This window comes from Synechococcus sp. R6-7 (assembly GCF_047461695.1).
GTDB lineage: Bacteria > Cyanobacteriota > Cyanobacteriia > Thermostichales > Thermostichaceae > Thermostichus.
The window spans coordinates 1-12,401 of sequence record NZ_JANSHS010000021.1 but is presented as its reverse complement, the minus strand read 5'-3'; the positions used below and the strand labels follow the sequence as shown (position 1 = coordinate 12,401).

Genomic DNA, 12,401 nt, shown 5'->3' with positions numbered 1-12,401 from the left:
CTTATTATTGACTAGAGTCATGCTCCCCAGCCAGGACATCGGGGGCTATTGCTGGGATCCAAGCCAGCCCATACGCCTCTCCAGGAGAGGCAACTGCGCTTTCAAGGCGCGCAAGGCTCGGCCTCGGTGGCCGATGGCCTCTTTTTGAGCTGGGCTCATCTCGGCAAAGGTTAGCCCCACTTCGGGCACCCAAAACAGGGGATCATAGCCAAACCCCCCCTCTCCCCGCGGCTGGGTCAAGATCTCTCCTGAGCATACCCCTTCCACCAGGGCATGCACTACACCTTGGGGATCCACCAGGGCGATGGCGCAGTGAAAGGTGGCCCGGCGATTTGGGATCCCTTCCATTTCCCTGAGCAACCGCTCGATGCGGGCAGCATCGTTGGGGGCATAGCGAGCCGAGCGGATCCCAGGGACGCCGCCAAGGGCTTCTACCGCTAGGCCGGAATCGTCGGCAATGGCCCACTCCCCCAGAGACTTGGCCACGGCTCTGGCTTTGAGAAGGGCATTTTCGGCAAAGGTGGTGCCGGTTTCTTCCACCTCAATTTCTGAGGGCATGCGGCGCAGCTCCCAAGCAGGGGCATGGGCCTGGAAAAAGGCATTGAACTCGCGCCATTTGCCGGGGCTACTGCTGGCCAAGATCAAAGGACGGGTCATGGAAGGTTCCTACGAGTGGAAATCTGAGGAGGCGGAAGGCTGTCCAAGGGCTTCCTGCCTAATGGATCTCGAGAACCATGTTGTGCAGGGCTGTGTTAATCACCAGGGTGGATCCGCACCGCTCTACCTTGCCCCCATCCCAGTGCATGTGTCCGCAGATGTAGTAGCGCGGCTGCAGCTGTTCCAAAAGGGGGCGCAAGGTGGGTGTGCGACGGTGATACCACTTCCCCCCCTCATCCAAAAGGCCCCGCGGCGGAGCGTGGGTCAGCAGCAGGTCAATGGGTCGGGGGGGCTGACTGTAGAGGGTGAGCAGCTCCTGCAAATGGGCAGAGGTCAGAGACCAGCTCCAGCCACAGGGGGGAGTCCAGGGCACAGCCAAAACCTGTAACCCCAGCCACTCAAAGCAGCAGGACTGGGTGATGGCCCGCCCCCAACAGCCAACCAGCGAATTCAAAACCGAAGCTGCTGGATCGTGGTTGCCAGGTAAAAAGAGCCAGGGTTTGCCCAGGCTCTCCACTGCCGCCAAAAAGGATTGCAGATGAACCACCTCTGCTTGGGCTGCCGGATGAAAGCCCTGGGTGGCCTTGCGGGAAGGTTTGCCGGCCTTGGAACAGAAATCCCCGCAGTTGATGTAAGCATCCACCTCCGGCAGATGGGCAAGGGCCTGCCGGATCAGCCGAGGGCTGCCGTGGTAGTCGGAGCCGAGCAGCAGCTTAATCCCCATGAGAATCAGCCGCAGAAGAATCCAGGTGGGATCGCTGAAGCAGGGCGGCAACCTGTTGCCAGGAGCTGCTGTACCAAGCTTGCTGGGCTTCCAGTTCTTCGCCGAGGGATCCCGTGGGGCCAAAATCTGGGCAGGCGTACCCCAGGGAGCGTAATCCTGCCACCAACACTGCCGGAGACAGCCACCACTGCTGGGCCAAGCGCAGCAGATCCACCTGGCTGTGGGTTTGCAGGTATTGGCGGAGCTGGCGTTGCAAGCCGGTGGCGGAGGGCAGGGGCACCGCTTGCTGATGGACGGCAATCAACAGCTCGCTGCTGGGGGTGCAACAGAGCAGCCACTTGAGGTGATCCAGAGAAGGGGGCCAGCTCCACAACCAGAGTTGATCATAGCGGTGGCCGGCTTGGGGACGGTCGTAGTGGAGAGTCAGGTACCGCCGTTCGCGATAGCGGGCCGTAGGCCTTGAAGACAAGACCAGCGAGGGGCGGCGGAAGCCGTAGAACAGGATGGTTCCCTGCGCCTGAGGCCAGAGGACAGAAAATCGGTCTACAGCTTGCCAACGCAAAGGCTGGGTGGGCTGGGGGGTGGGGCGCCAGATCAACAGAGGTGAGGGCTCTGTCCCCCTCTGGGAGCCAGTCGAGGGCTTGGAGTTGGGCATGGGAGGAGTGGCATCCAGAGAGGCGGGGGAGATGGGAGACTTGCTCCCATCAGGGGTGCGGGGCGCTGTTTTCTCGAGAGGGGGGTTGCCGGCAGTGGCAGCCTCTTGGGCAGGTTGGATCCCGAGAATTTCCAGCTCCAGTTGGGTTTCTCCCTGCCATGTTTTGGCCTTGAGCGTGTAAGCTACATCAACTCGCTCCGGCAGCGGATGGGTTTCCGCTCCCCGCCAACGGATGGCCCAAAGAGGGCGCTGGGGCTTCGCGTTTGTGATCCCCACCAACGCATCGGTGATGCTGGCCACTCCGCGGTCATCACTGGGGGTTTTGGCGGCTGAGTCGCTCCTGCCCGGACAAGAGGACTCCGTCCGAGTAGCACGTAACCCATGGGAGCGTTGCGTAGGGAGAGCAGGATCCCGGAGCAGCAGCTTCAGGTGGCCGGGAACTGGGCCAAATCGCTGCTGTTGCAGAACCTGCAGGTTGCGGCTGCAGAAGACCGGCTCAGGATTGCCGATGCCACAGGGCTGCAGATGCTGCAGCTCTCGATAGAGGTCAAGGGTGAGATCTGACAGCGACACTTCGGCATCGATTTGCACCAGCGGCTGGATCTGCTCCGGCTGCAATTGCTGTTGGGCAAACTGCCGCAACCGTTCTTCAAAAAAAGGCCAGTCTTCTGCTCTCAGGCTAAATCCCCCGGCAGCGGGGTGGCCGCCGTGCTTGGTGAACAGATCCTTGCAAAACTCCAACGCTTGAAACACGTCAAACTCGGGGATCCCCTGCCGCGCCGAGCCACTGATCTCCCCTTGCCGCGACTGGCTGCCGATGAACACCGGACAGCCAAAACGCTCTGCCAACCGCGAGGCCACAATGCCGATCACCCCTTTATGCCATTTCTGCTGAGGGGATCCCAAAATCGTCAATACCCGTTCCTGTTGCAGATCTCGGCCTTGCTGGGCAATTTGCTCGAGGGCTTCTGCCTCGATGCGCCCGCACATCTGCTGTCGTACCTGGTTGAGCCGTTCGCAGCGGCGGGCCAGTTTCTCTGCTTGCAGGGGATCGTCGGTGGTCAGCAACTGGATCCCCATTCTCGCCCGGCCAATTCGCCCAACGGCATTGATGCGCGGCCCCAGGCCAAACCCAATCCACTCAGGCCGCAACCCCTCCAGGGATCCCTGCATGCCCATCACCTGCAGAAGGGCGCGGATCCCTGCCACCTGGGAGGTGGGCAAGAGGTGCAGCCCCTGCCGCACCCAAAGGCGGTTAACCCCCGTCAGCGGCGCCAGATCGGCAATGGTGCCCACAGTGAACAGTTCCAGGGCCACCCGCTGCAGATGGCCATCACCACGGCGCTCGGCCAGCGCTTGGGCCAGGAGGTAGGCAACTCCCACCCCGGCCATCCCCCGATAGGGAGAAGAAACGGGGAGCTGCTTGGGATTGAGGATGGCATCGGCAGGGGGCAACTGGGGCGGCAAATCGTGGTGATCCGTCACGATTACCGTCAAGCCCAGAGCTTTGGCCAGTTGGATGGGCTCGTGGGCGGAGATGCCGTTGTCCACGGTGAGAATGAGGCGCACCCCCTCTCGGTGCAGCTCTTGCACCATGCGGCTGTTGAGGCCATAGCCCTCCGTCATGCGGCTGGGGATGCGGTAATGCACTGGAGCGTCCTGCAAAGCCCGCAGCAGCAGGGCCGTGCTGGTCATGCCGTCGGCATCGTAGTCGCCGCAAATGGCGATGGGCTCTTGTCGGCGAATCGCCCCGTCCAGCAAGTCCACCGCCAGGGGCAAATCGGCAAAATCCTGACTGGGTGGAGGCAGGTGGGCGGGATCCGGCTGCAGGTACTGCTGCACGGCAGCAGGGCTGGAGAGCCCGCGATTGAGTAAGATCTGAGCCAATATGGGCGAGATCCCCACTGCCTCGGCCAAGCTCTGGGCAGTCAACTTGTCCACAGGATGAAACAGCCAGCGTTGAGCAGGGATCCCGGCCATAGGGAAGGGTGGGGCTTGGATGGGGATAGAGGGTAGGCAGTGCTACAGTTGGCCTATAGGGTATCCTTTTGACGTTAGCTCAAAACGCTCCTCTGAATCTTTCCTGCCGCCGATGTATTCTCTGCTGCTTACCTATGGTCTTAACCCGCTGACAGGCTTAAAGCTGTTGGTCAAGTCCTCTGAGCAGACCTCTCTGTGGACACTGGCCCAGCAGCTTTGGGGCCGCCCCGGATCTCGGCGACGCAGGCCGCGCCTACAAATCTCGTTAGGCCGCTTGGTGCCAGAGCAAACCGAGCACTTGTCCAAGTTGGAAGTGCTGCTGCGTCTGCGGTTTTTCATTGCCCTCGAAGCGGAAACTCCAGAGAGTGCTGCCCACCACTGTCGCGAACGGTTCTTGCTTCCTTCCGGCCAGGGATCTGCCATTCAGCTTGCCCGCTACACCGAGGGCTCGCAGCAGTACAAGACGGAGATCATCCGCTTTGCCCTGGGGGGATCCCGCACCCTTGTGGCGAGGACTCCATCCCGCCGCCGTCGCCTCTGAAACAAACTCCCCGACAAGCCATAGCGATAGAGCCTTGCCAGCCTATCTATACTGGAGATGCACTAGATCTGTGTTTCTCCCGTGAACCCAACTGGGCTGCATCTTTGCGGTGGCAGTGCGGAGCATTCTATCGGTGGTGGGCGGCATCTGCAAGCCCATCCCTGGCACAGCCTTGCCCAAACTTCGGCTTACGCTAGCTTTGAGTTGTCCTTCCCGCAAGGGGGTGAACTGCGAGCTCTGGCACTGTGGGGGATCCCCGCAGGCCCAGGCAAAGACTCCATCCCGGATGCAGAGGTTTGAGTTGCCGCCAATCCCGCCAGAGGAGATGGATCCCATGTGCAACGCCCGTAAGGACTACGGCTGGCCAAAGTGCTCCGCACTCCTGTTGCCAGCGCAACCGGCCCTCTTTGCCGGATCCCTGGCGGCCTTTGCCCTTGTGCTCCACGCCGTTAATGGGAACGTCCTGCCGGCTGCTTTGGCCCTGACCCGTTACCAAGTGCATGTACTGGCGGATGGGGCGGCGGAGTTGGCTCAGGTGCGCACCCAGGTGCCGGATGCCTATTTTGTGCAAGGGGATGGGCAGGTTTTCATTCTGGCGGGGACGTTCATCAACCGTAGCCATGCTCAACGCCGTCAGGCCGACTTGGAACGGCTGGGGTTATCGGTGCGGGTGGTGAGCCGCCAAGAGACGGATCCCCCTCTGCCCCCTGCTTTTCCTGCCCAAGTAGCACCCAGCCGCCCTGTTGCCAGCTCAAAAGCCTCTGTGCCGCCGACGCCAACGGCTCCCCCCTTGGATCCCCAGCGTCCCTTCGCCACCCACGTGCCCAACCCCGCCGGTGATCCCCGTTTGGAAGAACGGGTGCGCCGCTTCTTTCCAGGAGCCACTGTGGTGCAGTACCGCGGCCAGGCTGCTTTGCAAACGGGAACCTTCTCCCGCCTGTCGTTGGCCCAGGATCAAGCCCGCTGGCTAACCGCTCAGGGGTTACCGGCAGTGGCGGTGTCGCTGGTAGGAGAAAATGCTGGCCAGGATCCCATCTCCAACCCAGCACAAGGAGAGCGCTATTGGGTGTTGGTGGCGGATCCCACCGGGGAGAAATGGCCTGCGCTAAAACAACTCCTAGAGGGATCCCTGCCCTTGATTTACGATGACCTGCGGGTGGTGCGCACGGGTGGGTTCGCCGACCCTGCTGCTGCCGCTGATCAGGTGCGTTACCTGGCCGGCCAAGGCTACGAAGCGGGGATCTTCCCCGCCGATCTGCGCCGCTCTCAGCCTCTTTTGCAAGCGGATCCCGTCTCCTCCTCGCCTGCCCAGGCTGTTCCTCCTGGGGAAGAAGGTGGCAGCGGATTTTGGGTGGTGGTGCCGGCTGGGGAAGAGGCCCTACCCAAGCTGCAACAGTTTGCCCCTGATGCCTTCCTGCGAGGCTCGGTGATTCAGGTGGGCACCTACCGGCAACGGGCCAACGCCGAACAGGTGCGGCGCTCTCTGGCCGAAGCAGGGTTCGATGCCCGCATCCTGCCCGTGGAGTAGCCAAGAGCCACTTCCGCCATAAACGCTCTCCTCCTTCCCTGCCGTTGGGGATCCCCATTCGGCCCAAATGGCGACTTGGGTGAGTTTCTGCTTTTGACATACTCCCCACCCTACTGGCTTGTCAAAGCCTACAGCCCGCTTGGGCGAATAGAGCGGTTGACTACCCTGCCACTGCCCTGAGCTTACCGTAAAGCCCTCCTCAAGGACGGAGCGTTTGGGCAACTGGGCGAGGCTGGTAAGAAGGATAGGCCAGCCGTTGCACCACCTGTTTGCAATACACCACCTGTTTCAATAGCAGTGCGGAGCATTTTTCCTAGAGGGCTTGCTTAGCCTGCTGCAGCGTCTGCTCAAACACCTCCAGCGGCTGCGCACCGGAGAAGGCAATGCCGTTCAAGATGAAATGGGGAGTGCCACCGATGCCCAGTTGAGAGGCCAAGTCAATATCTCGCTGAATGGCGCGTTCTGCCGCCCGACTGCGCCGATCCCGATTGAATTTTTCTATATTCAGGCCCAGCTTCTCAGCAGTGGCCACATAAAACCCATCCCCAAGCTGAGATTGGTTGGCAAACAGCTCGTCGTGAAACTCCCAGAACTTACCTTGACGTTGGGCGGCCCAAGCAGCCCGGGCAGCCGACATCGCTTCTGGGTGGATGCTGGTCAGGGGCAGGTGCTTGTACACCAAGGTCACCTCATCCCCGTGGTCGGCCATGAACTGCTTGAGGGTGCTGTGGGCGCGGGCGCAGAAGGGGCATTGAAAATCGGAGAACTCCACCAACACTAACCGCAGAGCGTCGGATCCCAGTCGAGGGGAATCTCCGATGACGGCGCGTGGGTTCTCCCGCAGTTGACGGCCAAATTCTTCCGCCAGCCGCTGCTGTTGTTGCTGCTGCTCCTGGTACTGTCGCTGCTGGTATTCCTGTACGGCCTCCAGAATCACCTGGGGGTTCTTTCGAATGATCTGCAGCACCTGCTCTTCCAAATCTGCCGGGGCAGCCGCCGCCGCTGGTAGGAAAACCGGAGCTCCACTTCCCACTCCCAGCAGAACCGTCAGCCCGAACAAAAGTCCAGCCCGGGCCAAGCTCCGCCCCCAAGCGCGAAAAATCCTCACCAGCCTATGCATCCCAACCCCCCTCTCAAACATGCCTAGAGCCGTCGCAACTCACCCAGCCTACCGTCAGATCCCAACAGTGTCTATCACTCGTTCGGGGGGGTTAGGAATTGGTGACCTGCAGAAGCTGCTCCTTGATCCGCTGCAACTGGCTGGCCCAGCGGGGATCCGGCTCAGAGGCTGCCTCACTTTCGGCGACGACGGTGGAGCGCCCACCCTTATTGCCCCGCTGGCGTTGCTTTTTGCTGGGGGCAGGGTTTTCTGCCGACTCTTTAGAGCCCTTGGCCTCAGAATCTCTGGACGCTCTGGAATCTTTGGAACCTCTGGACTCTTTGGATGAAGGCTCAGAGGTCGCTGTTTTGGATTCGCCTTCTTCCCCTCGGTCGCGCGGCTGGGCGAGCTCAATGCGCAAGTTGACATCCCCAAAGCTGTGGCCGTTGAACTTTTCGATGTACTGCTGCGCCTGCTCTTCGGTGTTCACCGTTACAAAGCCGAAGCCGCGGCATTTGCCTGTCTTCCGATCCCGGATCACCTTGGTGGAAATGACCTCACCGGCAGAGCGAAAGAGCTTCTCCAGTGCCTGACGATCCACCTCTTCCGGCAGATTTCCAACATACAGACGCACAGGCATGATCCAGCGAAGCTCCTAATCGAAATAACAAAAGGCCAAAATGCAAAGCGCTACATCTAGGGCGCTCAAGCCCATAACATCAAACCCGGAACCCGGTAGTCCATTGTCACACCATAGCGCGCCGCAAAGCGCAACCCTTGGCAATCACGAAGCTATTTTTTAATTTACCTCAACCTGGAGCCGCGAAGACGAGGAGAACGGTTTTTGTGAACGACTGCTTTGTACAGCCGGTTTGTACAGCCGGCTTTTGCAGCTAAGCTAAGCCGGTGTTGTTCAGGCGATCCCGATGTTGAAAAGGTCGCGCCTGGGGGCCTGTGTAGTCGGCTACAAGATGTCCTTGCCCTCGCAGTTGGTAGCGGTAAGTCACCAAGCCTTCCAAGCCCACCGGGCCGCGCGGCGGCAGTTTTTGGGTGCTGATGCCCACTTCTGCCCCAAAGCCGTAGCGAAACCCGTCGGCAAAGCGGGTGGAAGCGTTGTGAAAGACCCCCGCTGCATCCACTTCATCCAGAAATCGCCGGGCGGCGGCGGCATCTTCGGTTACAATCGCCTCGGTATGGCGGGATCCGTACTGCTGGATGTGGGCAATGGCCTCGTCAAGGGAGCCCACCACTTTAATAGAGAGGATCAAATCGGCATACTCGGTGCTCCAGTCGTCCTCGGTGGCCGGGATCAGATCGGGCACCAGCTCGCGGCAGAGGGGATCCCCCCGCAATTCCACCCCCCTCTCCCGCAGGGCCTTGACCGCCAGAGGCAAAAAGTGGGGGGCTATGGCCTCGTGGACCAGCAGGGTCTCGATGGCATTGCAGGCAGCGGGGTACTGGGTTTTGCTGTCCACCGTCAGCTTGATTGCCATGTCCACGTTCGCTGCCCGATCCACGTACAGGTGACACAGGCCATCGGCATGGCCCAATACCGGGATGCGGGTATTCTCCAGGATGTAGCGGACAAAGCTGCTGGAGCCGCGGGGGATGATCAGGTCTACCAGCCCCTCCAGTTGCAGTAGGGCCTTGACCTCGGCGCGGCTGGTGAGCAACTGCAGGGATCCCTGGGGAAACTCTGGGATCTGCTGCAGGCCCGCCTGGATGGCCGCCATCAAGGCTTGACAGGAGAGCAAAGCTTCGGATCCCCCCTTGAGCAAGACGCTATTGCCGGTTTTCACCGCCAGGGCGGCAATTTGCACCAGAGCATCGGGCCGCGACTCGAAGATTACCCCCAGCACCCCCAAAGGGTAGGTGCGCCGTTCCAAAATTAGCCCCTCGTCCAGTTCCCGGATCAGCAAAGCTCGGCCCACCGGATCCCCCAGCCGGATCACCTGCCGCACTCCGGCCACCATATCTGCCAGTTTGTGGGCATCCAGCTTCAGGCGAGCATAGGCAGATGCCGACAACTCCCCGGCTTTCACCATCTCCGCTGCCCGCTCCAAATCCGCCTGGTTGGCGGCCAAGATAGACTCTTGGTGCTCCAACAAGGCAGTGGCCATGGCCTCCAGAGCGGCATTCTTAATAGCTGTGGGCAAGGTGGCCGTGTGTTGGGCAGCAGCGCGGGCCAACTGCACTTGGGACAGCAGCGGGCGCTCTGAGGCAGATGCAAGCGAGCTGGGGCAATCGGTGGCGAGGGACATAGAGTCAGAAAGGGGGCAAAGTGCCCATTTGGAAGAAAAGGGTTGCGATGATAGGTTGTAACAAAGTTGTGTTGAACTGTGATCCTAGAAGCACCCCCGGCAGGGATCCCTATGCTAGGTTGGGCACAGTCGGTTGGGGTTATCTGTAGCCTACCAAAATCCGGATCCCACTTGCTGCGGCAGGGGAGCCCTTCATCGCTCTCGATGCTTCTAAGCTGAAGTTCGCATAGGGGAAGACCCTTGCTCGAAACCCGGTTCCCTGACAATTAGAGATCCACCTCTGGGAGATCCACCTCTGGAGATCCACCTCGTCAACCTTGACTTTTAGCGCCTTCCAGGAGAGCCAATGAGAAAGCGTGGGTTTGTGGTTAGTGCAACGGCTGCAGTGATGACAGCGGTATCGCTGGTCGGCGTGCAGCTATCTATGCCGGGTTGGGCGGGGTTTCGCCGGGATCCCAAGGAAGTGGTGGACGAGGTTTGGCAAATTGTTAACCGGGAATACGTGGATCCGTCTTTTAATTCCCTGGATTGGGAAGCGGTGCGGCGGGATCTGCTCAGCCGAGAGTATGCCACCCGAGAAGATGCCTACGCGGCCATCCGGGAAGCCCTGAAGAAACTGAACGATCCCTACACCCGCTTTCTGGATCCGGATCAGTTTGCCAGCATGCAAATCGATACATCCGGTGAGCTGACCGGGGTGGGGATCACGCTGGGCATGGATCAGGAGACAAACGAGCTGGTGGTGATCTCCCCCATTGAAGGGTCTCCTGCCGACCGGGCTGGGATCAAATCCAAAGACGTGATTGTGCGCATCGACGACAAGTCCACCGAAGGCATGGACACCAACGCTGCGGTCAACCTCATTCGGGGCGAGCCGGGTACGCGGGTGCGGCTGACCATTCGCCGCGAGGGGGAAGGGCTAAAGGTGTTCGATTTGGTGCGGGAAAGAATTGAGCTGGCCACCGTGCGCTACGAGCTTCACGAGGAAAACGGCCTGCCCATTGGCTATATCCGGATTACCCAGTTTTCCGGCAACGCCGCCGAGAAGATGCGCCAAGCCATTCGCGAGCTGGAAAAACAAGGGGTAGCCGCCTACGTTCTGGATTTGCGCGCCAACCCAGGGGGCCTGCTCTACTCCAGCGCCGAGATTGCCCGCATGTGGATTAACCGGGGCAGCATTGTCTCGACGGTGAACCGCCAAGGGGAGCAGGATCGCCTGACGGCCAACAACACGGCCCTTACCGATAAACCTTTGGCCGTTTTGGTGGATGGTGGCTCGGCCAGCGCCAGCGAGATTCTGTCGGGGGCTCTGCAGGATAACCGTCGCGCCGTGATTGTCGGCACGCAAACTTTCGGCAAGGGCCTGGTGCAGTCGGTGCATCCCCTGTCCGATGGATCTGGGCTGGCGGTAACCATTGCCCGTTATCGCACTCCCAACGGTAACGACATCGACCACAAGGGCATTACCCCCGACATTTTGGTGGAATTGTCCGAGGAAGATCTGAAGCGGCTCAGCCAGAACCGAGAATTGGTGGCCACCCCAGCCGACCCACAGTATGCTGCTGCCATCCAGGCTCTGCAGGCTCAGATCTCTGCCCGTCGGCAACAGGCCCAGGAGGTCATTCGTTCCTCTTCACGTTAGCCGGTGTTGGGGGCGGTTTTGATGGGTCTCAGATCTGGCACTCCTGAGACTGGGGTTAAGCCGAGGCACAAGCTATTTAAGACTATTAAGACTCTTCTCATTCGAGTTATTCGAGGAGTGTTGACCAGCGCCGGGCTGGGGATGCTTTTATTGTTTCTGTAGGTGGCGCGTAGCACAATGGCGGGGTCGAAGATCGCGGGATCCATAAACTTGGCCGGACGGGATCTGCTCAAGCTCAGCGACCTAACCCCGGCGGAGCTGTCGGCCCTGCTAGCCCAGGCGGCTGAGTTAAAGCGGGATCCCTATCGGGTGGAGCTGCGGAGTCGGGTGTTGGGGCTGTTGTTTCAGAAGGCTTCTACCCGCACCCGCGCCAGTTTTACGGCAGCCATGGCCCAGTGCGGAGGCAGCACCCTGGATCTGGTGCCGACGGTGATGCAGGTGAGCCGCGGCGAGCCCCTGCAGGACACGGCCCGCGTCCTCTCCCGCTACCTGGATGTGATTGCCATTCGCACCTACGACCAGAAGGAGCTGGAAACCTTTGCCGAGTATGCCGATGTTCCGGTGATCAACGCCCTCACCGATCAGTTTCACCCCTGTCAGGTGTTGGCCGATCTGCTCACCATTCAGGAGAACTTTGGCCAACTGGCGGGACTGACCCTGGCCTATTGCGGCGATGGCAACAACGTTGCCCACTCCCTGCTGCTGGGCTGTGCCATGAGCGGGATCCACATCCGCGTCGCCACCCCCCCCGGTTACGAACCGAATGCGGCAGTGGTGGAGCAAGCCCGCACTCTGGCCCAGGGATCCCAGGTGTTGGTGCTGCAGGATCCCCAGGAAGCCGTCTCTGGAGCTCAGGTGGTCTATACCGACGTGTGGGCCAGCATGGGTCAAGAAGCTGAGGCCGAGGCCCGCAAGGCCACCTTTCTGCCCTACCAGGTCAATGCCGAGCTGCTGCAACGGGCGGATCCGGAAGCCATTGTGCTGCACTGCCTGCCGGCCCACCGGGAAGAGGAAATCACCACTGAAGTACTGGAGGGATCCCAGTCCCGCGTGTGGGATCAGGCGGAAAATCGCCTACATGTGCAAAAGGCACTCCTGATTCAGGTGCTGGGCGCAGGATGACCCCTCACCCCCAGGCTAGAGAGCGGGTTAGCAAATGAGCTTACCGGAAAACTGGGTCTATGGTCATTTCGATTTAAACCAGGACACTGCACCCACACCCCAAACGTTGGTCGCGTCGGCGTTGCAGAGCAATAGCGTTGCGGAGCGATAATGCAGAGGGCCAGAAGGTTTTTCAAGGACTCCGTCCCGCTG

Annotated in this window: 10 protein-coding genes; 4 read left to right on the top strand and 6 right to left on the bottom strand. The window is 60.5% G+C overall.

Annotated elements, in window-relative coordinates:
* Window positions 1-45: 45 nt before the first annotated feature.
* From rdgB to recJ, 3 genes are read right to left on the bottom strand one after another with little or no spacing between them, the layout of a single operon-like run.
* Window positions 46-657: an RdgB/HAM1 family non-canonical purine NTP pyrophosphatase gene (rdgB, locus tag NW815_RS00670; RefSeq protein ID WP_414390987.1), complete on the bottom strand. Its 612-nt coding sequence runs from the start codon at window positions 655-657 to the stop codon at window positions 46-48.
* A 58-nt stretch (window positions 658-715) separates the two neighbouring features.
* Window positions 716-1,381, bottom strand: coding sequence for a metallophosphoesterase family protein (locus NW815_RS00665; RefSeq protein ID WP_414390989.1), 666 nt, complete (start codon window positions 1,379-1,381; stop codon window positions 716-718).
* On the bottom strand, window positions 1,371-4,016 hold the full coding sequence (gene recJ / locus NW815_RS00660) for a single-stranded-DNA-specific exonuclease RecJ (protein ID WP_414415617.1): 2,646 nt from the start codon (window positions 4,014-4,016) through the stop codon (window positions 1,371-1,373). The genes NW815_RS00665 and recJ overlap by 11 nt, the downstream gene beginning before the upstream one ends.
* 112 nt (window positions 4,017-4,128) lie before the next feature.
* On the opposite strand from recJ, the gene NW815_RS00655 reads away from it, so the two are divergent.
* Together NW815_RS00655 and NW815_RS00650 are read left to right on the top strand one after the other, a co-directional pair.
* Window positions 4,129-4,557 (top strand): hypothetical protein, encoded by a 429-nt coding sequence (locus NW815_RS00655; RefSeq protein ID WP_414331038.1) that lies wholly within the window; start codon window positions 4,129-4,131, stop codon window positions 4,555-4,557.
* A 115-nt stretch (window positions 4,558-4,672) separates the two neighbouring features.
* Window positions 4,673-6,085: an SPOR domain-containing protein gene (locus tag NW815_RS00650; RefSeq protein WP_414415616.1), complete on the top strand. Its 1,413-nt coding sequence runs from the start codon at window positions 4,673-4,675 to the stop codon at window positions 6,083-6,085.
* Between the two features lie 313 nt (window positions 6,086-6,398).
* On the opposite strand, the gene NW815_RS00645 is transcribed toward NW815_RS00650, so the two are convergent.
* The 3 genes from NW815_RS00645 to NW815_RS00635 all read right to left on the bottom strand — a co-directional run bounded on the left by NW815_RS00645 (window position 6,399) and on the right by NW815_RS00635 (window position 9,445).
* Window positions 6,399-7,193 (bottom strand): DsbA family protein, encoded by a 795-nt coding sequence (locus NW815_RS00645; RefSeq protein ID WP_414387829.1) that lies wholly within the window; start codon window positions 7,191-7,193, stop codon window positions 6,399-6,401.
* A 103-nt stretch (window positions 7,194-7,296) separates the two neighbouring features.
* Window positions 7,297-7,824 (bottom strand): RNA recognition motif domain-containing protein, encoded by a 528-nt coding sequence (locus NW815_RS00640; RefSeq protein WP_011432462.1) that lies wholly within the window; start codon window positions 7,822-7,824, stop codon window positions 7,297-7,299.
* A gap of 253 nt (window positions 7,825-8,077) precedes the next feature.
* Window positions 8,078-9,445, bottom strand: a complete 1,368-nt coding sequence (locus NW815_RS00635; protein ID WP_414387828.1) for a glutamate-5-semialdehyde dehydrogenase — start codon at window positions 9,443-9,445, stop codon at window positions 8,078-8,080.
* Between the two features lie 346 nt (window positions 9,446-9,791).
* Here NW815_RS00635 and ctpC point away from each other — a divergent pair, with 346 nt between their 5' ends.
* Entirely contained in the window at window positions 9,792-11,087 is a 1,296-nt protein-coding gene (ctpC, locus tag NW815_RS00630; protein WP_414387826.1) for a carboxyl-terminal processing protease CtpC, read from the top strand.
* Between the two features lie 204 nt (window positions 11,088-11,291).
* Window positions 11,292-12,209, top strand: a complete 918-nt coding sequence (argF, locus tag NW815_RS00625) for an ornithine carbamoyltransferase (RefSeq protein WP_414387834.1) — start codon at window positions 11,292-11,294, stop codon at window positions 12,207-12,209.
* Window positions 12,210-12,401 lie beyond the last annotated feature (192 nt).